Origin of the sequence: Faecalibacterium sp. AF27-11BH, from assembly GCF_003603005.1 — a bacterium.
Lineage (GTDB): Bacteria > Bacillota > Clostridia > Oscillospirales > Ruminococcaceae > Faecalibacterium > Faecalibacterium taiwanense.
Genome location: NZ_QVGS01000002.1, coordinates 72432 through 94829 on the forward strand (window position 1 = coordinate 72432; position 22398 = coordinate 94829).

General features: G+C 56.5%; 21 protein-coding genes and 2 rRNA genes. 14 read left to right on the forward strand and 9 right to left on the reverse strand.

Translation table 11 applies throughout. The annotated features are described in order from the left end of the window. Window positions 1–39: 39 nt before the first annotated feature. Both DWY76_RS02860 and rrf read left to right on the forward strand, forming a co-directional pair. Window positions 40–2874, forward strand: a 23S ribosomal RNA gene (locus DWY76_RS02860). 127 nt (window positions 2875–3001) lie between these two features. Further along, a 5S ribosomal RNA gene (gene rrf, locus DWY76_RS02865) occupies window positions 3002–3118 on the forward strand. Between the two features lie 107 nt (window positions 3119–3225). Here rrf and DWY76_RS02870 read toward each other — a convergent pair. The 3 genes from DWY76_RS02870 to rplM all read right to left on the reverse strand — a co-directional run bounded on the left by DWY76_RS02870 (window position 3226) and on the right by rplM (window position 4920). After that, window positions 3226–3780 (reverse strand): hypothetical protein, encoded by a 555-nt coding sequence (locus DWY76_RS02870; RefSeq protein ID WP_133300780.1) that lies wholly within the window; start codon window positions 3778–3780, stop codon window positions 3226–3228. A 295-nt stretch (window positions 3781–4075) separates the two neighbouring features. Next, complete coding sequence (rpsI, locus tag DWY76_RS02875; protein WP_005938160.1) at window positions 4076–4474, reverse strand: 30S ribosomal protein S9; 399 nt, start codon at window positions 4472–4474, stop codon at window positions 4076–4078. Between the two features lie 17 nt (window positions 4475–4491). Beyond that, complete coding sequence (gene rplM, locus DWY76_RS02880; RefSeq protein WP_005938158.1) at window positions 4492–4920, reverse strand: 50S ribosomal protein L13; 429 nt, start codon at window positions 4918–4920, stop codon at window positions 4492–4494. Between the two features lie 310 nt (window positions 4921–5230). Here rplM and DWY76_RS02885 point away from each other — a divergent pair, with 310 nt between their 5' ends. Genes DWY76_RS02885 through lepA form a run of 4 tightly spaced genes read left to right on the forward strand, consistent with a single transcriptional unit; the run spans window position 5231 to window position 9614 of the window. Further along, complete coding sequence (locus DWY76_RS02885) at window positions 5231–5800, forward strand: hypothetical protein (RefSeq protein WP_097781246.1); 570 nt, start codon at window positions 5231–5233, stop codon at window positions 5798–5800. After that, window positions 5797–6576 (forward strand): tRNA 2-thiocytidine biosynthesis TtcA family protein, encoded by a 780-nt coding sequence (locus DWY76_RS02890; protein WP_120079735.1) that lies wholly within the window; start codon window positions 5797–5799, stop codon window positions 6574–6576. The genes DWY76_RS02885 and DWY76_RS02890 overlap by 4 nt, the downstream gene beginning before the upstream one ends. Before the next feature lie 3 nt (window positions 6577–6579). Further along, window positions 6580–7782, forward strand: coding sequence for an alanine racemase (gene alr / locus DWY76_RS02895; RefSeq protein WP_120079737.1), 1203 nt, complete (start codon window positions 6580–6582; stop codon window positions 7780–7782). A 20-nt stretch (window positions 7783–7802) separates the two neighbouring features. After that, complete coding sequence (gene lepA, locus DWY76_RS02900; protein ID WP_120079739.1) at window positions 7803–9614, forward strand: translation elongation factor 4; 1812 nt, start codon at window positions 7803–7805, stop codon at window positions 9612–9614. A gap of 434 nt (window positions 9615–10048) precedes the next feature. On the opposite strand, the gene DWY76_RS02905 is transcribed toward lepA, so the two are convergent. The 6 genes from DWY76_RS02905 to DWY76_RS02925 are packed head-to-tail and all read right to left on the reverse strand — an operon-like array spanning window position 10049 to window position 12916. Further along, the gene (locus DWY76_RS02905; protein WP_005938144.1) at window positions 10049–10300 is read right to left on the reverse strand and encodes a phage holin; all 252 of its coding nucleotides are present in this window, start codon (window positions 10298–10300) and stop codon (window positions 10049–10051) included. Window position 10301: 1 nt separating this feature from the next. After that, the gene (locus DWY76_RS02910) at window positions 10302–10529 is read right to left on the reverse strand and encodes a hypothetical protein (RefSeq protein WP_044953283.1); all 228 of its coding nucleotides are present in this window, start codon (window positions 10527–10529) and stop codon (window positions 10302–10304) included. A 14-nt stretch (window positions 10530–10543) separates the two neighbouring features. After that, complete coding sequence (locus DWY76_RS02915; RefSeq protein ID WP_120079741.1) at window positions 10544–10939, reverse strand: D-Ala-D-Ala carboxypeptidase family metallohydrolase; 396 nt, start codon at window positions 10937–10939, stop codon at window positions 10544–10546. Then, window positions 10932–11045, reverse strand: coding sequence for a CD1375 family protein (locus tag DWY76_RS14480; protein ID WP_263287078.1), 114 nt, complete (start codon window positions 11043–11045; stop codon window positions 10932–10934). The genes DWY76_RS02915 and DWY76_RS14480 overlap by 8 nt, the downstream gene beginning before the upstream one ends. Beyond that, window positions 11045–11437 carry a hypothetical protein gene (locus DWY76_RS02920; protein ID WP_097774377.1) on the reverse strand — a complete coding sequence of 131 codons (393 nt, stop codon included), beginning with the start codon at window positions 11435–11437 and terminating at the stop codon, window positions 11045–11047. Before DWY76_RS02920 ends, DWY76_RS14480 begins: the two co-directional genes overlap by 1 nt. An 18-nt stretch (window positions 11438–11455) precedes the next feature. Then, the gene (locus DWY76_RS02925) at window positions 11456–12916 is read right to left on the reverse strand and encodes a hypothetical protein (RefSeq protein ID WP_133300781.1); all 1461 of its coding nucleotides are present in this window, start codon (window positions 12914–12916) and stop codon (window positions 11456–11458) included. A 141-nt stretch (window positions 12917–13057) separates the two neighbouring features. On the opposite strand from DWY76_RS02925, the gene DWY76_RS14485 reads away from it, so the two are divergent. From DWY76_RS14485 to DWY76_RS02965, 8 genes are all read left to right on the forward strand, one after another. After that, the gene (locus tag DWY76_RS14485) at window positions 13058–13186 is read left to right on the forward strand and encodes a hypothetical protein (protein WP_279221591.1); all 129 of its coding nucleotides are present in this window, start codon (window positions 13058–13060) and stop codon (window positions 13184–13186) included. Window positions 13187–13663: 477 nt separating this feature from the next. Continuing rightward, window positions 13664–14698, forward strand: coding sequence for a 3D domain-containing protein (locus tag DWY76_RS02930; RefSeq protein ID WP_223388534.1), 1035 nt, complete (start codon window positions 13664–13666; stop codon window positions 14696–14698). A gap of 306 nt (window positions 14699–15004) precedes the next feature. Next, a complete protein-coding gene (gene glgB, locus DWY76_RS02935; RefSeq protein ID WP_120079745.1) occupies window positions 15005–17167 on the forward strand; it encodes a 1,4-alpha-glucan branching protein GlgB in 2163 nt (720 codons plus the stop codon). A gap of 87 nt (window positions 17168–17254) precedes the next feature. Then, window positions 17255–18448 (forward strand): glucose-1-phosphate adenylyltransferase, encoded by a 1194-nt coding sequence (locus DWY76_RS02940; protein WP_005938116.1) that lies wholly within the window; start codon window positions 17255–17257, stop codon window positions 18446–18448. Then, a complete protein-coding gene (gene glgD / locus DWY76_RS02945) occupies window positions 18442–19569 on the forward strand; it encodes a glucose-1-phosphate adenylyltransferase subunit GlgD (protein ID WP_005938113.1) in 1128 nt (375 codons plus the stop codon). Before DWY76_RS02940 ends, glgD begins: the two co-directional genes overlap by 7 nt. A gap of 166 nt (window positions 19570–19735) precedes the next feature. Next, window positions 19736–21154 carry a glycogen/starch synthase gene (locus DWY76_RS02950; protein WP_097774381.1) on the forward strand — a complete coding sequence of 473 codons (1419 nt, stop codon included), beginning with the start codon at window positions 19736–19738 and terminating at the stop codon, window positions 21152–21154. A gap of 459 nt (window positions 21155–21613) precedes the next feature. After that, entirely contained in the window at window positions 21614–21874 is a 261-nt protein-coding gene (locus tag DWY76_RS02960; protein WP_044953278.1) for an AtpZ/AtpI family protein, read from the forward strand. A 22-nt stretch (window positions 21875–21896) separates the two neighbouring features. After that, window positions 21897–22397, forward strand: a complete 501-nt coding sequence (locus DWY76_RS02965) for an ATP synthase subunit I (protein WP_005938105.1) — start codon at window positions 21897–21899, stop codon at window positions 22395–22397. Window position 22398 lies beyond the last annotated feature (1 nt).

Genomic DNA, 22398 nt, shown 5'->3' on the forward strand with positions numbered 1-22398 from the left:
TCAAGAGGATACCAAATGTTCTTAAGAGAACGTTTGAAAGGTCAAGCGAACAAGGGCGCAGGGCGAATGCCTTGGCACTGGGAGCCGATGAAAGACGTGATAAGCTGCGATAAGCTTCGGGGAGCTGCAAATAAGCATTGATCCGGAGATTTCTGAATGAGGAAACTCACCTGGGTTCATACTCAGGTACGTTATACTGAACTTCAAAATAGGTATATCGAGGGAACCGCCTGAACTGAAACATCTAAGTAGGGCGAGGAAGAGACATCAAACGAGATTCCGTAAGTAGTGGCGAGCGAACGCGGAAGAGGGCAAACCGAGAGTAGAAATACTTTCGGGGTACGGAGCGCATTTAGGACTTAAGTTGTTAACCGAACGGCATGGGAAGGCCGGTCAGAGAGTGTGAGAACCACGTAGGTGAAAACGACAAGAGCCGAGCGAATTCCAGAGTACGGCCAGACACGTGAAACCTGGTCGGAATACGGGGGGACCACCCTCCAACCCTAAATACTACCCAGTGACCGATAGCGTATAGTACTGTGAAGGAAAGGTGAAAAGCACCCCGGGAGGGGAGTGAAAAAGAACCTGAAACCCTGTGCCTACAAGCACCTAGAGCGCGTCAAAGCGTGATAGGGTACTTTTTGTAGAACGGTCCGGCGAGCGATTGTATGCAGCAAGGTTAAGGACTTAAGGTCTGGAGCCGAAGCGAAAGCGAGTTTGAAAAGGGCGTTAAGTTGCATATAATGGGCCCGAAACCGGGTGACCTACCCATGGTCAGGTTGAAGTGGAAGTAAAATTCCATGGAGGACCGAACCGACCTCCGTTGAAAAGGCGGCGGATGAACTGTGGGTAGCGGAGAAATTCCAATCGAACCCGGAGATAGCTGGTTCTCCCCGAAATAGTTTTAGGACTAGCCTCAAGTTAGATACCTGGAGGTAAAGCACTGAATAGCCTAGCGGCCGAGAGGTTAGCGAAGCTTATCAAACTCAGAATGCCAGAGTATTGATGCTTGGGAGTCAGACAGTGTCAGATAAATGTCATTGTCAAAAGGGAAACAGCCCAGATCTACAGCTAAGGTCCCAAAGTCAGGTTAAGTGGAAAACGATGTGAAGATACGTAGACAACCAGGATGTTGGCTCAGAAGCAGCCACTCATTCAAAGAGTGCGTAATAGCTCACTGGTCGAGCGTCTTTGCGCGGAGAATTTAACGGGGCTAAACCTGACACCGAAGCTTAGGCAGCATGTTTACATGCTGGGTAGGGGAGCGTTGTATACGCGGTGAAACAGTAGCGCAAGCGGCTGTGGAGTGTATAGAAGTGAGAATGCCGGAATGAGTAGCGCGAATGCAGTGAGAATCTGCATGGCCGAAAGCCTCAGGTTTCTGGAGGAAGGTTCGTCCGCTCCAGGTCAGTCGGGAGCTAAGGTGAGGCCTAACGGCGTAGCCGATGCACAGACGGTAGAGATTCCGTCACCACCAAAAGAGTTAAACACAGGGACACATATGAAGTCTCGGAGCCGGGTGTTGGTTCCGGTAGCGATCGAGGGAAATTAGTACCGAAGTCCGGGATGGAAGATGGCGAGAAAAGCTGTGTGTATTTCTGCGGTGCCCGTACCGCAAACCGACACAGGTAGGTAGGAAGAAGATTCTAAGGCCAACGGGAGAAGGGTTGTTAAGGAACTCGGCAAATTGACCCCGTAACTTCGGGAGAAGGGGTGCTGCAGCAATGCAGCCGCAGAGAATCGGCCCAAGCAACTGTTTACCAAAAACACAGGTTTGTGCTAAATCGAAAGATGACGTATACGAGCTGACGCCTGCCCGGTGCTGGAAGGTTAAGAGGAGATGTGCAAGCATTGAATCGAAGCCCCAGTGAACGGCGGCCGTAACTATAACGGTCCTAAGGTAGCGAAATTCCTTGTCAGGTAAGTTCTGACCCGCATGAAAGGCGTAATGATTTGGGCACTGTCTCAACAGCCCGCCCGGCGAAATTGTAGTACCGGTGAAGATGCCGGTTACCCGCGACAAGACGGAAAGACCCCATGGAGCTTTACTGTAGCCTAATATTGGGTTTCGATGTTGCATGCACAGGATAGATGGGACACTGGGAAGCAGGTGCTTTGGCGCTTGTGGAGTGGCCGTTGGGATACCATCCTTGCGATATTGGAATTCTAACCTGCGCCTTTGAATCAAGGCGGGGGACATTGTTAGGTGGGCAGTTTGACTGGGGCGGTCGCCTCCTAAAGAGTAACGGAGGCGTTCAAAGGTTCGCTCAGCTTGAACGGAAATCAAGCAAAAGAGTGCAAACGCAGAAGCGAGCCTAACTGCGAGACTGACGGGTCGAGCAGTAACGAAAGTTGGAGTTAGTGATCCGGTGGTATGTGAGTGGAAATGCCATCGCTCAACGGATAAAAGTTACCCTGGGGATAACAGGCTGATCTCCCCCAAGAGTCCACATCGACGGGGAGGTTTGGCACCTCGATGTCGGCTCATCGCATCCTGGGGCTGTATTCGGTCCCAAGGGTTTGGCTGTTCGCCAATTAAAGCGGTACGCGAGCTGGGTTCAGAACGTCGTGAGACAGTTCGGTCCCTATCTGTCGTGGGCGCAGGATATTTGATGGGAGCTGTTCCTAGTACGAGAGGACCGGAGCGGACGTACCTCTGGCGCACCAGTTGTTCTGCCAAGAGCATAGCTGGGCAACTATGTACGGATCGGATAAACGCTGAAAGCATCTAAGCGTGAAGCCGACCCAAAGATAAGATATCCCATTGTTTCAAACAAGTAAGACCCCTTGAAGACTACAAGGTTGATAGGCACGATGTGTAAGTGGAGCGATCCATTCAGCAAGCGTGTACTAATAGGTCGAGGGCTTGACCACAATTCGCTTGAGACTCTAAGAGTCAACGAAAAAATGTAAGCAGTGATTATTCAGTTTTGAAGGCACGTCCTTCTAAGAAACACTGGACAAAGTACAACAAACATGTTATACTGGTTCAGTCAAATCGGTCGGTGTCGATGACGGTGAGGTTCCACCTGTTCCCATTCCGAACACAGAAGTTAAGCTCACTTGTGCCGAAGATAGTTCGCTGGAAACGGCGCGTGAAAATAGGTAGTCGCCGACTTGAACAAAAACGCTTCAGAAGAAATTCTGAGGCGTTTTTCTTTTGCCGGAAAGCTTTGTCAAATCTTTTTCTCCGAGTTTATACAGGGATGCTGGTATCAAAAAATATCAGAGTGCCGGCGGCGTCCAGATTTCTCCGCCTTCCTCCCCATCATGTTTTTTGGCAAAAATCACCATATAGTCTGCCGCTTCACCTTGTCCATCTGCGGCCTCCTGCTTCACAATTTCAACGCAGAACTCAACATTGTTGCCATTGTATTGATAATAACACAGAAAATTTGCCACCAATGCATTCGCAGCTCTTTTCCACGCCTGCGGATCAACAGCATTCTCCGGCATGGAAAAGACAGCCGTTCCGAATCCGTCGTCACCGACAGTTACATCTGTCGGGCAAAAATTGGTTACATTCTGAGGCTCAAAGACATCCGTGTTTCCAGCCTCAACTTCCTTAAGATATGCCTTCAGAATGGCCTGTGCATTCACGCTCAGCGCTTTGTTTTCGACCAGATTATAGTTTTGCTTAACTGCCGCTTTCAGTGCAGTCTTTACTGCATTTTTTGTCTGCTCCGAACTGCTGATGCCGCTGGGCCAGCAGCCTGTCAGTGCAGTCAGTGTCAATGCGCCGCCTAAAAGCAAAACTGCCCGTCTTGAGATTTTTCTCACGATAAAACACATCCTTTCTGATTCCATCCTTTACAGTCGGGGTTTACCCCCTTTTCTTGTTTATTGTAATACATCCCCTTCCCCCGGGTCAATTTGCATTCACGCAGGTTTCAACCCCTTTCGCGCGCATTGTGAAAAATAATTCTCTACTTTTTAGGCAGGATGTATAGGAATCAAAAAAATGCGGGGCAACCGCATGATGTGCGCAATCGTGCACCCCCAGTTCAGCAGAAAACTTGCAATAAAAAAGCAGCTCTGCCAAGGCAGAGCTGCAAAGTTTGCAATATGGGTAAAATCAGCGCTTAGAGAACTGAGGTGCACGACGGGCAGCCTTCAGACCGTACTTCTTACGTTCCTTCATACGAGGATCGCGGGTCAGGAAGCCTTCCTTCTTCAGAGCAGCACGGTTCTCCTCGTTCTGCTGCAGCAGAGCGCGGCTCAGGCCGTGGCGGATAGCGCCAGCCTGACCAGAAACACCGCCGCCGGAAACGCGGACGACGACATCGTACTTGCCCTCCAGGCCCAGCAGGACCAGCGGAGAACGGACGATCAGCTTCAGGGTCTCCAGACCAAAGTAGTTGTCGATATCACGATCGTTGATGGTGATCTTGCCAGTGCCGGTGTAAACACGAACGCGGGCAACGGAATCCTTACGACGACCAGTGCCGTAGAAATAAGGTTTGGTTTCGTACATGTTCGATTGCCTCCTTCTTAGAACTCGATCTTCTCGGGCTTCTGAGCTGCGTGAGCGTGCTCGGCACCCTGGTAGCAGTGCAGGCGGGTCAGAGCCTTAGCACCGATGGTGTTGGAAGGGATCATGCCCTTGACAGCGTAGGTCATGGCCAGATCGCTGTGCTCAGCCATCAGCTTGCTGTACTGGACCTTCTTCAGGCCGCCGATGTACTTGCTGTGGGTGATGTGGAACTTCTGCTCAGCCTTCTTGCCGGTCAGAACAGCCTGATCGCAGTTGATGACAACAACGAAATCGCCGCAGTCCACGTTGGGGGTATAATCGACCTTCTGCTTGCCGCGCAGCAGAACAGCGGCCTCAGCAGCGACGTGGCCCAGGCTCTTGCCGGCAGCGTCGAGCAGGTACCACTTGCGCTCGACTTCAGCGGGCTTCACGAGAGTAGTGCTCATATCTATTTCCTCCTGATAAGCTTTTTGTACGTTTCAGGCGCCTTTCTGGGGCGCGAGTGTCAGTATACATCATAAAAAGGTGCCTGTCAACAGCATTTTTTGATTTTTTCATTGTAATTTTTTCAATCTTGCAAAATCTCACGTTTTCTCTTGAATCCTCATTATTTCTAAAAACGCATTTTCTGCAAAATTTTCTGCCCACGGCCGCACATTTTCTGCCGCTGCCCGCTACAATTTTGTCTGCCGGTGTGGTATACTATAAAGGATATGGCAGCTTTTGCTGCGCACTGATACAAGGAGAATTTTTTACATGCCAAACGACATCGACCGCAACGCCTCTGCCCAGCGCCGCACCTCCAAGCTTCTGGCCGCTATGGGCATCTTTGTTGCTCTGGGCATCATTGCTTACATTATTTTAACGCTACTGGTCAACCGCAGCGTGCCCGCAAACCCGGACACCCACTACACCGGCACAAACGGCGTTTCCGTCTACTATGACAGTTCCATCTGGAAGGTATGCCAGATGACCGAGGACAGCACCCTTGGCACCGTGCTGGAACTCGCCACGGCAGACAGCGCCGACGGTGAGGACTACGAAGCTGTGCTGCTGCAGCGCGGCACTGCCGACAGCTATGCGGACTTTATCGATGCGTCCGAGAAGGACCTCAAGCAGGCCTATGGCGTCATCAAGCCCCGCAAGGTGAACCTGACCGTGGACGGTGCCGAGGTGGAGGCCGTGCGCTGCGACATTCAGGCGTATTATGCGGTGCTGGCCACCATTACCTACCCCAGCGGTGACGTGGTGTATGTTTCCGGCCTGACAAAGCTTGCCTCCATCAACGACATTGTGAACCTTGTGGAAAGTGTGACCCTGTCATGAGCAGTTCCCGTGCAATGCAGCGTCTGTGCGGCCTGATGCGCAAGGCTGTGCAGGACTATGAAATGATCGCCCCCGGCGATAAAGTGATGGTGGGCGTTTCCGGCGGCAAGGACAGCGTGGCCCTTACCATCGGCCTTGCCGAGCTGCGCAAGTACATCGGCTTTGATTTTACGGTGCAGGCCGTCACGCTGGACCCGCAGTTCGGCGGCAGGCCCATGGATTACACCGTATTGCAGGAGCTGTTTGCCCGGTACGATATCCCCTATGAGATCCGCCGCACCGAGATCGGCCCTGTGGTGTTCGACTACCGCAAGGAGAAGAACCCCTGCGCCCTGTGCGCCAAGCTGCGGCGCGGCGCACTGCACACGGCGGCGCAGGAACTGGGCTGCAACAAGGTGGCGCTGGGCCACCATCTGGACGATGCCGTGGAGACCTTTTACATGAATCTCTGGCGGGAGGGCCGCATCGGCTGCTTCTCGCCGGTCACTTATCTTTCGCGCCGGGACCTCACCCTCATCCGGCCCATGCTGCTGGCCACCGAGCAGGAGGTCATTTCCGCAGTGAACGCCGAGGGGCTGCCCATCGTCAAGAGCGTCTGCCCTGCCGACGGCGTGACCGTGCGCGAACAGACCAAGGAGTTCGTCAAGGAGCGCTGCCGCACCGACCATGCTTTCCGCCAGAAAACCCTGCACGCACTGCAGGAGAGCGGCATCGATGGCTGGCGGCCCGTCCACACCGGGCGCGGCAGCTTTGCAATTACAAACGAGGAAGAATGAATCATGAAGACTCAACCTTTTGAAAAACACGTCTGGGCCGAGATCGACCTCGATGCCCTGCGGCATAACTTCCGGGCCGTCAAAGCCCGGGCCGGCGACCTGCCGCTGTGCGCGGTGGTCAAGGCCGACAGCTACGGCCACGGCGCTGTGCAGTGTGCCCGCGTTTTTGCGCAGGAGGGTGCAGCATGGCTGGCAGTGAGCTGCCTGACCGAGGCCGTGCAGCTGCGTCAGGACGGGCAGACTCTGCCCATCCTTATTTTGGGCCATGTTCAGCCGGAGTACGCCCAGACCCTCATCCACGAGGATATCACCGTAGCGTGCTACTCCACCGAACAGGCGCAGAACCTTTCCGCTGCTGCCGTAAAGGCAGGCGGCAGAGTAAAGATCCACCTCAAGGCAGATACCGGCATGGGCCGCATCGGCTTTGCCCTGCGCACCGATTTTGATGCCGCCATCCGCGAAATGCTGGCTGTGTGTGCGCTGCCGGGCCTTGAGATGACCGGCCTGTTCCAGCACTTCTCGGTGGCCGACGACACCGCCGAAGAGAACGTTGCCTACACCGCGGAGCAGCACGCACTGTTCGTCAGAGCGTTCCATGCGCTCAAGGCGGCAGGCCGCGAGCCACAGACCGTCCACTGTGACAACTCTGCGGGCGTGATGCTGCACCCGGACTGGCCCGAGGGATTGGCCCGGGAGCGCTGCATGGCGCGGCCCGGCATCATCCTCTACGGCTACGACCCCAGCGACGAGGTGCGCTTTGGGCAGTTCCGGCCGGTGATGACCCTCAAGACTGTGGTGAGCATGGTCAAGGAAATGCAGCCCGGTCAGAGCGCCAGCTATGGCCGCCGCTTCACCGCCGATAAGCCCACGCTGGTGGCCACCCTGTGCACCGGTTATGCGGACGGTTATCCCCGCCAGCTGAGCTGCGGCAAGGGCATCGTGGAGATCCACGGCAAGGCCTGCCCGGTGCTGGGCCGCGTGTGCATGGACCAGATGATGGTGGATGTGACCGGTATCCCGGACATCCACGAGGGCGACGAAGCCATCCTGTGGGGCGGCAGCGTCAGTGATACTGCCGAGACCATCGCCCGCAAGACCGACACCATTTCCTACGAGGTGCTGTGCGGCGTGTCCCGCCGCGTGCACCGCGTCTACCTCGAGCACGGAAAGATCGTGGATGTCGAGGATTGGATACTGGAAGCTTAAATTTCTCCCGGAGGAACTACATGGCAAGAGACAATATCCGCAATTTCTGCATCATTGCACACATTGACCACGGCAAATCTACCCTGTCGGACCGTATTCTGGAGCTGACCAAGAGTGTGGACGAGCGCACCATGGAAGACCAGATTTTGGACAACATGGACATCGAGCGCGAGCGCGGCATCACCATCAAGGCCCGTGCCGTCACCATGAACTATACCGCCAAGGACGGCAAGACCTACGAGTTCAACCTCATCGATACCCCGGGCCACGTGGACTTTGCCTACGAGGTCAGCCGCAGTCTGGCCGCCTGCGAGGGTGCCATCCTTGTGGTGGATGCCACCCAGGGCGTGGAAGCTCAGACGCTGGCCAACACCTACATGGCGCTGGAGCATGATCTGGAATTGGTGCCCATCCTGAATAAGATCGACCTGCCCAGCGCCCACCCGGACGAGGTGGCGCAGGAGGTGGAGGACGTGATCGGCCTGCCCTGTCTGGATGCGCCCCGCGTCTCTGCCAAGACCGGCCTGAATGTGGATCAGGTGCTGGAGCGTGTCGTCACCGACATTCCTGCTCCCACCGGCGACCCGGATGCCCCGCTGAAGGCGCTGATCTTCGACAGCATCTACGACAGCTACAAGGGCGTTATCGTCTATATCCGTGTGTTTGAGGGCACCGTGAAGCCCGGCGATACCATCCGCATGATGGCCACCAGCGCGGAGTTCACGCTGGTAGAAGTGGGCCACATGGGTGCTACCAACCTTTCTCCCTGTGCCCAGCTGCAGGCTGGTGAGGTCGGCTATCTGACCGCCAGCATCAAGACCGTGCAGGACACCCGCGTGGGCGATACCGTCACGCTGGCCAATAATCCCACCGCCGAAGCACTGCCCGGCTACCGTCAGGTCAAGCCTATGGTGTTCTGCGGCATCTACCCCGCCGACGGTGCCAAGTACCCCGACCTGAAGGATGCACTGGAAAAGCTGCAGCTGAACGACGCCTCCCTCACCTTTGAGCTGGAGACCAGCGCCGCGCTGGGCTTCGGTTTCCGCTGCGGTTTCCTTGGCCTGCTGCACATGGAGATCATCACCGAGCGGTTGGAACGGGAATTTGATCTGGATATCATCACCACCACGCCCAGCGTGCGCTACCGCCTTACCCTGACCGACGGCACTGTGGAGATGATCGACAATCCTTCCAGCTACCCCGACCCCTCCAATATCGTCAAGCAGGAAGAGCCTTTTGTGGATGTGCACCTGTACACCCCCAACGACTATGTGGGCGGCCTGATGGATCTGTGCCAGAACAAGCGCGGCGTGCTGATCGACATGAAGTATCTGGACGATGTGCGCGTTGATCTGCACTATGCTCTGCCGCTGGGCGAGATCGTGTACGACTTCTTTGATGCCATCAAGAGCCGCAGCCGGGGCTACGCCAGCTACGATTATGAGTTTAAGGAGTACCGCGAGAGCGACCTTGTCAAGCTGGACTTCCTGCTCAATGGCGACCCTGTGGACGCGCTGTCCATGATCGTGTTCCGCGATAACGCTTACGCCAAGGGCCGCCGCATCTGCGAAAAGCTGCGGGATAACATCCCCCGCAACCTGTTCGAGATCCCGGTACAGGCTGCCATCGGCGGCAAGATCATTGCCCGTGAAACGGTCAAGGCCATGCGCAAGGACGTGCTTGCCAAGTGCTACGGCGGCGACATCTCCCGCAAAAAGAAGCTGCTGGAAAAGCAGAAGGAAGGCAAAAAGAAGATGCGTCAGCTGGGCAGCGTTTCCCTGCCCAGTGAAGCCTTTACCGCTGTGCTCAAGCTGGACAGCGACGACGATTAAACTTTATAGATCAAAGAGAACCCGCGCTCTGGTATGCTGCAATGCACCCAGCGCGCGGGTTCTCTCTGTTTTTTCACAATCTCAGTTTACAACAAAAAATGAGATAGGCACCCCCTTTCGGGGAAACCTATCTCATTTTTTTTGTTGGGACTATTTTGCAACAGTCCCTTTACGTTGGGGCGTTAGGGGGCCGCTTACAGTCTCTTGACTGCTCTTTTCCGATTTGCTTCTGCCCGGATTATACATGATTTCAGTGCAAAAGTCATCGAAACCTGCGCGAAACGTTTTTGAATCTGCGTGAACGAATCATCTGGGCAGCAAAAAAGCCCCGGAAAGGCTGTCTGGGTGCCTTCCGGGGCTGCTGTGAAAGATGACTGCATCAGTAATACTTTTCAGTCAAAAAGTACTACTGATACACTGCTTCGAGGGCTTTCTCACTCACTTTTCTGCTTCAGGCGGGCGTATTCGGCATCGGCCTGAATGGCTGCAGAGGTGAAGCTGTTGTTGTTCCACCAGCTGATCAGCGCGGCCACGGTGGTGATGCCGGCGGTCACCAGCTGTTCCACAGTCTGGCTCTCAATGGGCAGCATAGGTTTGCCCAGAGCGCTCAGCACCTGATTGGTCAGGGCAAGCAGCAGCACAGCGGTGCGGGCGATGGTGGCGGCAGAAATTTTACCAAAGTTCATATCAATTCCTCACTTTCTCATTTTGTTCAAGGTCAGCGATGCGGTGGTTGGCCACCTTCATCTGTTCTTCTAAAATCGGTACGCGGCGGGCAAAATTGTTATGCTCGCGCACCTCGCGGGTCAGCTCTTCGAGCTTGGTGTCGGTCACGGCCTGACTGCGGCTGTTGGCAATCAGCACGCCGATCAGGGTCACGGCCCCGGCAATGACAGCGGATAAGATCGTTTCCATTCCGTTCACCGCCTTTACCCGGTCCACCGGCTTTTTGCTTTGCGCACATCCACATGGACAAAGCCTTTTGCGGGGTAGCGGCCGATGCCGCCGGTGCCGGGCAGCAGGGTCTCGGCGTAGGCGGCAAGCTGCTCCACCGGCACGCCGGACACCCGGATATCCGCGGCACGGCCATACTGATGCTGGCTGTAAACCGCCCCGCCCACAGCCCTGTTGTGTGCGGCGGTGCGGTAGCCGCTGGTAATGACCACCGGTGCGCCAAAATGGTCACGGATGGCCTGCAGCACCTGCACCAGTTCGCTGTCCACAAACAAAGGGTCGGTGCCGTCTTTGCAGGCAAATTCCTTTGCGCGGAAGCTGCGGCTCAGCAGCGTTTCGCCGTCCCTTGCGCGGGAGTAAACGTTAAGCATGGCCGTCCTCCTGCAGCAGCGCTGCCACGGCATCCCTCAGCCGGGCGGGCACATCCTCCAGCGTTTTGATGCCCTTGCGGATCAGAGCCGCATAGATCCTTGCCATTACACACCACCTCCTTCGTACAGTTCACACAGGGCCAGCTGCAGGTCGGTCAGCTGGCAGGTCAGGCTGGCAATCGTCTCGGGCAGACGGGCTGCTTCCTCGGCCTGCTGGCGCTCTTTTTCCCGCGCGGCCAATTCTTCTTCCGTATAGCGGATGTATCTCTGCACCGGCACCTGTTCGGTCCATGCGGCCTGCGCAGGCACGCCCGGCACGTCGATGACCTTCCGCACATCCCTGCCGCCGCCGGGATACTCCGTTACGGTCTCGTAGTGGCTCACTTCCTCCACGCCTTCCACGGCGGGGTGCTCCACTGGCTCGGTGTCGTCCACCAGATACCCAAGCGTCAGGTCAGGGTTTTCAATGGCTGCACCGTTCTCGTCAATGATCTTCATGGTTCAAAACCTCCTTTCTCAGGCCACGCGCCGCCAGATGTGCACATAGTAGGCGGCAGGCTGCACGGTGGCGCTGCGGCCGTAGATGGCATTAGACTTGGATGCATCCAGACTGAACTTATATACATCAGAAAAGGAATTGTATTCGCCCGTAGATGCGATCAGGTCGCCGGCAGTGAATGCGCCGGATACCTTATGTTCACCCTTTTTTACATCCGCGACAAAAGAGCCTGTGATGTTCGGCAGTCCGGCCTTTACTGTGGTGCCCGCTGCGTGGCTGCTGCTGGCACCCATCAGCACGCGCTCCGATGCGATCTGCTCCCATGTGCCGCCAAACAGGGCGGCAGGGCTGGTGGGGTTGGTGCTCTGGTAGATGCTGCCCACCGGGTAGGCAGCGGAGCTGGGTGCGGCCAGCAGAGCATCGACATCTTCCTTTGTATAATAGGAAGAAAAATCGGCACCGAAGGTGCGCAGGGCGTTTGCCTTTTCGGCAGCGGTCCATTCCCCGGCGGCTGCGGCGGTGGTCAGAGCCTTCTTCACGCCATAAGGCAGCAGGGCTGCGGTCAGCGGCAGAAGTGCATCCGTCATGCTGTCCAGCTGTTCGCGGGCAGCTGGTGCGATGATCAGGGTTCCGTCGCTGCGCACGTTGATGCCGCAGGCGGGGTCCACCCGCACTGCGCCGGGGGCCGAAGCCGTGGGCACCGTGCTGCTGCGCAGATAGGGCGACAGATCCGGCATGGCGGCAGTATCGGTCAACACGGCCCCGGTGTTGGGGTCCACGCTCAGCACCCGAAGCAGCTGGCCGGAGACCGGAACTGCCGGGCAGGGAAGCGCCCCCACATCCTGCGCCGTCAGTTTTACGATGCCGCTTTTGCCGTTCACGCTCACTACCTGACCGTCGGTAGGCACAAGCTCCTCTGCCCGTGCGGCAGCAGCCTCGGCACGGGCTGCACAGCGGGATGCAGCGGCACTGTCGGCGCTGGTGCGCTGTGCCGCGGTCTGGGCCTGTGCCGCATTGGATGCCGTGCTTGCAGCACTGGCTGCGGCACGCTGCGCGGCGGTGGAAGCGGTACTGGCACTTTCCAGCACACGCGCCACGAACTGCTCATACTGCGAGGGCGGCAGCTCTTCCGCGCCGCCGTCGGTGGGCAGGATGGCGTAGGTGTCGTAGCTGCCGGGCCGGGTATAGGCGGCGTAGCCGCTGGCATCGATGGCTGCCAGCATCCACTGTCCGCCGGTGCTTCCGGTCAGGCGGCGGTCCACGGTGACGCAGTGCTGCGTGTCCAATGAGACCGGTGCCAGCAGGGTGCCGTCGCTGCGGCGCAGGTAGAGCGCAACGGTGCACCCGGCCCATGCTTCCGGCAGCGTAAAGCACAGCTCGTCCACACCGGCAGCGTTCTGTGCACCGAGGTGCAGGCGGTGCGGCTGGGACAGAAATTCGGTGCCGCCGCACTGCCTTTGAATGATCTTGATGTTCACTTGAAAACCTTCCTTTCTGTTTTTTGTTTGATTGTACAGCCGCTGCCCGGCAGCTGCCAGTGTGGTCTTTTGCTGCACAAATTTCTGTGCTTCGGCATTTTGCCGGAAGGCGCTTTTCATGGGTAATTCGCACAGTTCTTTGTGGGTGAAAAATGGGATGAAAAAGAGGTGGCTTTGTACGGAAAACCAGCGATTTTTGGCCGCTTGCCGCATGGGAAAACGAACCCAAAAGTGCAGTTTCCGGTGCAAAAAGTCCAAAATAAATGTTAAAAATTCGTGAACAAAACACCCCAGAAAACAGGTCGAAAATCGGAAGGAAATAACCGAAAAAACAATATTTTGGAGAAAACAATGTTAAAGTTGCACAAAAAATAACGTCAAAAAACTAACAAAGTATGAGAAGGTGATTTGACAAATGGCCATTGGGCTGGTAAAATAAGACTCGCTCAACGGAACCAACAGACGTTGCAGCGTTTAAAATTTATCTGGATGAAGTAAAAAGCCGTCTTATATACGGCGCGGCGCGGGCAGATGGGGTCCGGGCCGGGAGGGCAACTGCACCCTCCGCAGCGGAGTCCAAATTGTATACGATGCTCGATTTTACCAAAAAGAGGGCATCGTATTTGATTGTGGGGCCAGATGGCTTCTGCCCGCCCCGCAGTCCGGGCGGCCGGGGCATGAAAAACATGTCCGCAGCCGCAGCCAATTTTGAAAAGAGAGGAGTTGTCTCGTATCGCTTCCGTAAAATTGAAGAAAGCATTGTCTGACTGCAAGCATGCAGTCTCTCCCCGTGTGCTGGCGTTTTGTGTCATGGTCGTGTGCCTTGTGGCTACACTCAGTGTGACCGCTGCGAATCTGCGGCTGACCTACGTCACAGACTCCAATGGTGCCCGGCAGGTGATCCTCACCTCCGAGACCGACCCTGCACAGGTTATGAACCTTTCCGGCATCCAGTCCGAAGAGGGCGATCAGGTCTATTACACGGCCTACAGCGGCAACCTTGCCGCCCTGAACATTGAGCGCGCATTCTCCGTCAGCATCACTGCCGACGGTCAGGAGTACCCCGTCAAAATGGTGTTCGGCACCGTGGCGGATGCCCTGAAGCGTGCCGGTATCACCCTGGAGGGTGACGACTACACCGAGCCTGCTCTGGACCAGCTGGTGAGCGCAGGTTCCACCATCACGGTGCACCGCGTGGACTACACCGACCGTGTGGAGACGCAGGCCATCCCCTACGATACCGAGTACGTCTACACCAGCCTGTATTTCCGCAACACCGGCCGCGCCACCACGGTGCGCCATGGTGCGGAAGGCCAGCAGACTATCACCACCCGCGACCGCTATGTGGACGGCGAGCTGGAAAACAGCATCGTGGTGGATTCCACCACCACTGTGGAGCCGACCAACCACATCGTAAAGACCTATGGCGCAGGCGCGCCGGTCTCCCCGCTGACCGGACCGGACGGCACCACCAATGCACCCGCCTCTTACAGCAAGGTGCTCACCGGAAAGGCCACCGGCTACTATTCCAAGACCGGCAAGGGTTCTTCCGGTCTGGGTCTGGGCTACGGCACTGTGGCTGTGGACCCGGACGTGATCCCCTACGGCACCAAGCTGTATATCACCTCCACCGACGGCAAGTTCGTGTACGGCTATGCGGTGGCTACCGATACCGGCATTGCCGTGCAGAAGGGCCAGATCCTTGTGGACCTGTTCTACGAGACCTACGCCGAGAGCGTGATCAATGGAGCCATTCAGGTGAACGTCTACGTGGTGGACTGAGCAGGCCGAAAAGAACCAGGGAAACCGGAACTGAAAATTTTCAACAGAAACAGAGAGCTTCTGTACACCTTCCTTTTGGGAGGGTGCGCAGAGGCTCTTTTTTATTGTCAGATTGGCAGGATTCACCATAAAATTTGTAAAAATTTAGCGGGTATGTATATAAGAGAAAAATATCAATGAAAAGATTATGGTAAATTTTACAGTAAAATGCGGCGAAACTCTTGAAAAACAGACCGAAATTCTTTAATATAAAAGGGTAAAAAGCTACAGGTGCGCTTTGTGCATCTGTACGGGGAGGAGCAGTCTATGAAACCGACCGAGGAGAAGATCCAGAGCAATGCATCGGACCTGCCGGTGTATCTGTTCAAACAGGGCAATAACTGTGAAGCATACCGCTACTTTGGCGCACACATGGAAACACGTGCCGGTGAAGCAGGTGTGGTGTTCCGCGTGTGGGCACCCCATGCTGTAGCCATCAGCGTGGTGGGCGACTTTAACAGCTGGAAGCCGGGCAGCCACCCGATGCGCAAGGTGGATGGCGATTCCGTATGGGAATTGTTCATCCCGGGCATGAAGGAATATGATGTTTATAAATACTGCGTGACCACCCGCGCAGGTGATCTGGTCTATAAGGCCGATCCCTATGCGTTCCACGCCGAGACCCGCCCGTCCAACGGCAGCAAGGTCTACGATATCAGTGGTTTTGCGTGGCACGATGATGCATGGCAGGCAGCACAGAAAAAGGCTGATGTGATCAACAGCCCGATGAATATTTACGAGATGCACGCCGGCAGCTGGAAGATGAAGGAGGGCGGCAAGCCCTACAATTATTCCGAGCTGGCAGACGAGCTGATCCCGTATATCACAGAGATGGGCTATACCCATGTGGAACTGCTGCCGGTCATGGAATATCCGTTTGACGGCAGCTGGGGCTATCAGGTCACCGGCTATTTTGCACCCACCAGCCGCTACGGCACCCCCAAGGACCTGATGGCTTTTGTGGATAAGCTCCATGCCGCCGGCATCGGTGTGATCATGGACTGGGTGCCTGCTCACTTCCCGAAGGATCAGTTCGGCCTGTACAACTTTGATGGCGAAGCCTGCTACGAGGACCCGAATCCGAAGCGCGGCGAACATAAGGAGTGGGGCACCATGGTGTTCGACTTCGGCCGCAGCGAGGTGCAGAGCTTCCTGATCTCCAGCGCACTGTATTGGCTGGAGCAGTACCATATCGACGGTCTGCGCGTGGACGCGGTGGCATCCATGCTGTATCTGGACTATAACCGCAAGCAGGGCGAGTGGGAGCCGAACAAGAACGGCGGCAAGGAAAATCTGGAGGCTGTTGCTTTCCTGCGCAAGCTGAACGACACCGTGCTGGGCCGTCACCCCCACAAGTACATGATCGCGGAAGAATCCACTGCATGGCCCATGGTCACAAAGCCTGCTTCGGACGGCGGCCTTGGCTTCAACTTCAAGTGGAACATGGGCTGGATGAACGATATGCTCAGCTACATGAAGACTGACCCGCTCTTCCGTTCCGGCAACCACAACAAGGTCACCTTCAGCTTCTTCTACGCCTTCAGCGAGAACTTTGTGCTGCCCATCAGCCACGATGAGGTGGTGCACGGCAAGGGCAGCCTGATCAACAAGATGCCCGGCGAGTACGACGCCAAGTTTGCAAACCTGCGCACCTTCTTTGGCTACATGATGGCCCACCCGGGCAAGAAGCTGCTGTTCATGGGTCAGGAGTTCGGCCAGTTCGCCGAGTGGAATGAGACAAAGCCGCTGGACTGGATGCTGCTGGGCTACGATAAGCACACCGAGCTGCAGACCTACGTCAAGACCCTGAACGCCTTCTACAAGGAGCATCCCGCCTTCTGGCAGGTGGATTACAGCTGGGAGGGTTTCCAGTGGATCGTGCCGGATGACTCGCAGCAGAGCGTCATCGCCTTCCTGCGCAAGGACACTTCCGGCAAGCAGATCCTTGTGGTGTGCAACTTCAACCCCGTCCTGCGCGAGGGCTACACTCTGGGCGCACCGGTGGCAGGCTCCTACAAGGAGATCCTGAACAGCGACGATGCAGAGTTCGGCGGTTCCGGCGCAGTCCACAACAAGGCCGTGCGCACCCACAAAAAGCCGATGCACGGCTTTGAGCAGAGCATCACGATCACCCTGCCGCCCATGAGCACCCTGTATTTTGAAGTGCCCGCCAAGCGCACCCGCAAGGCCGCAGCGGACAAGACCGATAAGGCGGGAAAAAAGACCGCAGCCAAAAAGGCAAAGACCGCTGCGGAGAAAGCTGCAGCAAAGGTGGTAAAGAAGCCGGGCCGCAAGCCCAAGGCAGAAGCTGCCGCTGCAGAGGAAAAGCCAGTGAAAAAGACCGCCCGCAAGCCCAAGGCAGAGGCAGAACCCAAGGCGGAAAAAGCACCCGCAAAAAGCACCCGCAAACCGAAAGAGCCCAAGGAATGACCCGGCACTTCGGCCGACCCATACCGCACATGTTGACGCTCATTTCCGAACAACGGAAATGTTAATGTTAAAGGGGAGAATAAAGCTATGGCAAAAGAAATTGTGGCAATGATCCTTGCCGGTGGACGTGGCTCGCGCTTGTACGCGCTGACACAGAAAACGGCAAAACCCGCAGTGTCCTTCGGCGGTAAGTACCGCATCGTGGACTTCCCGCTGTCCAACTGCGTGAACTCCAACATCGACACCGTTGGCATCGCGACCCAGTATCAGCCCCAGAAGCTGAACGAGTACATCGGCAACGGCCAGCCCTGGGATCTGGATCGTCTGCACGGCGGCGTGCACACCCTGCCGCCCTACGAGCAGGCAAAGGGCACCGACTGGTACAAGGGCACTGCAAACGCCATCTACCAGAACATTGGCTTCATCGACAGCTACGATCCCGAGTATGTGATCATCCTGTCCGGCGACCAGATCTGCAAGCAGGACTATGCCGACTTCCTGCGCTTCCACAAGGAAAAGGGCGCAGAGTTCTCTGTGGCTGTTATGGAAGTGGACTGGAAGGAAGCCTCCCGCTTCGGCCTGATGGTGGCTGACGAGAACGACCGCATCACCGAGTTCCAGGAGAAGCCCCCGGTACCCAAGTCCAATCTGGCTTCCATGGGCATCTACATCTTCAACTGGGATGTGCTGAAGAAGTATCTGGAAGAGGACGAAGCAGACCCCAACTCCAAGAACGATTTTGGCATGAACATCATCCCCGCCCTGCTGCGCGACGGCCGCAAGATGTACGCCTACCGCTTTGCCGGCTACTGGCGTGACGTGGGCACCATCGACAGCCTGTGGGAAGCCAACATGGAAGTGCTGGATCCCGAAAACTCCGGCATCGATATCTTCGACGAGAAGTGGAAGATTTACAGCCGCAACCCGGTCCTGCCTCCGCAGAAGATCGGCCCCCGCGCTGTGGTGCAGGATTCTCTCGTCACGGAGGGCTGCAAGATCTACGGCAATGTGCATCACTCTGTGCTGAGCGCAGGCGTTGTTGTGGAAGAGGGCGCTACCGTTGAGGACGCAGTCCTGATGGACGGCGTTGTGGTCAAGGCTGGTGCTGTTGTCAAACGCTGCATCCTGGCGGAGGATGTTGTGGTCGGTGCAGGTGCACGAGTGGGCGGCGATGGCCCCATTGCCCATGTGGGCACCGGCCTGACCGTCGGCGCAGGCGCAACCGTCAAGGAAGGTGCCAAAGTCTTTGAATCCGTCAAGGAGGGTATGGAAGTATGCTGAGCCAGAACACCAATGCGTTGGGTATTATTTTCCCCAACAGTTATGATAATACCGTCCCCGAGCTGGTGACCGAGCGCGCAATGGCTTCGATCCCCTTCGCGGGCCGCTACCGTATGGTGGACTTTGTTCTGTCCAGCATGGCAAACTGCGGTATCTCCAATGTCTCCATCGTGGTGCGCAAGAACTACCACTCCCTGATGGATCATCTGGGCACCGGCCGTGAGTGGGATATGGCCCGCCGTCACGGCGGCCTGAACATCGTGCCGCCTTTCGCTGAGAAGGGCGTGCGCATCTATTCCGGCCGTGTGGAAGCTCTGGGCTCCATCATGAACTTCCTGGAGAACCAGAAGGAAAAGTACGTGGTCATGAGCGATGCCAACGTTGCCCTGAACTACGACTTCAACGCCCTGCTGGCCGCTCATCAGGCAAGCGGTGCCGATGTGACCGTCGCTTACCAGAAGACCGAGATCCCCGAGGGCCGCAAGAATGACAACTACACCCTGACCGTTGATGCCGACGGCCGTGTGACCGAGCTGCTGTTCAACGATTACCGCCCCGGCGTGCAGAATCTTGACCTGAACATCTATGTTCTGGAGCGCGAGACCCTGCTCAAGCTGGTCCGGGATGCGACCTCCCGCGGCCTGATCTACTTCGAGCGCGATATTCTGGCCCACAATGTCAACATCCTGAACATCCACGCTCTGGAGTACACTGGCTATGTGGCACATGTCTGTGACATGAAGAGCTACTTCGACGAGAACCTCAAGCTGACCGATGACGAGAATCTGGAAAAGCTGTTCCCCAAGAAGAGCCCGGTCTACACCAAGATCCGCGACGACAACCCCACCCGCTATGTGCCGGGCTGCAAGGTGACCGACTCCATTCTGGCCGACGGCTGCGTCATCGAGGGCACGGTGGAGAACTGTGTGCTGTTCCGCGGCGTCAAGGTCAAGAAGGGTGCCGTCGTCAAGAACTGCGTGCTCATGCAGGACACCGTTGTGGAAGCCAATGCCGAGCTGGACTGCGTTGTTACCGATAAGAACGTGAAGATCACTGCCGGCAAGAAGCTGTCCGGCACCGAGAGCTTCCCGGTGTACGTGCAGAAGAAGCACACCGTCTGATTTTACTGAGTTATCCATAGGGGCGGCTTCCTCCCCGGTAGCCCCTCTTGAGAGGGGCGGGGGCATCTGTGTGCCCCCGCCTGCTCTTTTGTAAAAATGGTTCGTGCTGCCTGCAAGGGCGGTGGGGGAGAACGAAAATATCCCACTATATGGAAGGAGCGATCCTATGAGAATCCTGTATGCTGCTTCGGAAGCTGCCCCTTTTGCAAAGTCCGGCGGTCTGGCCGACGTTGCGGGTGCCCTGCCCAAGGCTCTGGTCAAGGACGGCGTGGATGCCCGCGTCATTATGCCCCTGTACGGCGACCTGAAGTTCCGTGATACGCTGGAGTACGTGACCAATTATTCCGTCCCCGTGGGCTGGCGCAGCCAGTACTGCGGCCTGTTCAAGACCGAGCGGAACGGCGTGACCTACTACTTCCTGGACAACGAGTATTACTTCAAGCGCCGCGGCCTGTACGGCTTCTACGATGACGGCGAGCGTTTCGCCTTCTTCTCCCGCGCCGTTTTAGAGACCCTGTTCTACATCGATTTCACCCCCGATATCATCAACTGCAACGACTGGCAGACCGCTCTGGTGCCGGTGTACCTGAACCTGTACTATCGCCATCTGGATAAGTTCAACCGCATCAAGACCATCTTCACCATCCATAATATCGCTTATCAGGGCAAGTACGGCACCGACATTCTGGAGGACACCTGCGGCATCGGCCGCCGCGACCAGCACATCGTAGAGTACGACGGCTGCGCAAACTTCATGAAGGGTGCTTTCGAGACTGCCGATAAGATCACGACCGTCAGCCCCACCTATGCCATGGAGATCCTCGACCCGTGGTTCAGCTATGGTCTGGACGCTCTGCTGCGCGAGAAGCAGTACAAGCTGTGCGGCATCCTGAACGGCATCGATACCGATTCCAACGATCCCGCTACGGATAAGAACATCCCCTTCAACTACGACATCACCAACTTTGAAGAGGGCAAGGCAAAGTGCAAGGAAGCCCTGCAGGATAAGTTCGGCCTGAACAAGGACGGCAGCCCCGTCTTTGCCATGGTCAGCCGCATGGTCGGCATGAAGGGCTTTGATCTGGTGCAGAGCATCGCCGATGGCCTGGTGGATCGCGGCATCGAGCTGGTCATTCTGGGCAGCGGCGAGAGCCAGTACGAGAACTTCTTCTCCGACCTGTGCGCACGCCACCCGGGCCGCGTTGGCACCTACATCGGCTTCGAGCCGGCCCTGTCGCAGGAGATCTACGCAGGCGCAGATGCCTTCATCATGCCTTCCAAGAGCGAGCCCTGCGGTCTGGCACAGATGGTGGCCTGCCGCTACGGCACGCCTCCCATCGTCCGCGAGACCGGCGGTCTGCGCGACTCCATCCACGACAGCACCATGGGTGAGGGCAACGGCTTCACCTTTGCGGGCTACAATGCCCACGAGCTGTATGTGGCCTGCTGCAACGCACAGAATGCTTACTATGACAAGGAGAACTGGAAGAACCTCGTGCACCACTGCATGGAGTGCGATTTCAGCTGGGATGTCTCCGCCAAGAGCTACGAGGGACTGTACAACGAGACCGCAAACCTCTGGTAATATCCTGAAAACTACATAACGGCTGCCGCCCGGTTCCCAAAGAGCCGGGCGGCTTTTTTGTGTGACCCTCTCAGCTTCGCTTCGCTCAGCAGCTCCCCCGAAAGGGGGAGCTTTATTTGTGCTGCCCGAAAGATGCATAAAAGCTCGCCCTTCGGGAGAGCTGGCGCGTCAGCGCCTGAGAGGGTTCGCCCGTTTTTTTTTGCATTCTGCACAACAGATCCATCAAACTTTTGGTATTGATGCGCCCGCAGACGCACAAACTCCATACAGGGCGTACAGTTACGGCATTAGTGTAAACAAACTATGAAATTTTACTAGAAAACAGTGGAAAATTGATTGAAAAAACGGCCGGTTTGAATTATACTATCGTTATAAGATTTTTTGCTGACTGCAAATCCTTGGCAAAGAATCCAGAATCTGGCTTTTGCAAAGGCACATCACACAGGGAGGAAACGCAGGTTGAAGGGCTGGTATAAGGCACTGGAGGATCTTGTCTGGCTGACCCAGCTGGGCCTGAATATGCTGCTGCCGCTGGTCATGTGTCTGGGCGGTGCATGGTGGGCGGTGAACAACTGGAGCTGGCCGGAATGGGTGTTCCTGCCGGCCATCCTGCTGGGGCTTGCTGCCGGGGCACAGAACTTCTGGTATTTTGCAAAGGAACACATGGACCGCACCAAAAAGGAAAAACCAAAGCGGGTGGGGTTCAACTCGCATCAGTAAACTTAACAGGAGGTTTCCCTTTATGAAACTGCAGCCGGAATCCAAAAAGGAGCTGACCCGCATTGCCTGCGGCACGGCCATCTGTACCGCCGTCATGTGGGTGATCTTTGCAGCTCTGCACCTGGTTGGCTGGGTGAAATTTGATTACACTGTTGTTCTGGGCAGTCTCATCGGCGCGGCCGTGGCCATCGGCAACTTTGCGGGCATCTGCCTCGTGTGCCAGAAGGTCATCGACGAGCAGGATGAGAAACGGCGCAAAGCGACATTGCAGGCTTCCTACAATGTCCGGATGCTTTTGCAGGCGGTGTGGATCATCGTTGCCATCGGGGCACCGGTGTTCCAGCCGTTTGCCGGTGTTCTGCCCCTGCTTTTCCCGCGCGTTACGATCTACTACCTGCAAATAACCGGCAAGTACAAGCCTCTTGCACCGGCCGGGCCTTCGGTGGACGTCTCTGTGGAGGACGACCCCGAACCCGCACCGGAGCCGGAAGCTGAACCCCGTGACGAAGGGGGTGAAACGTAAC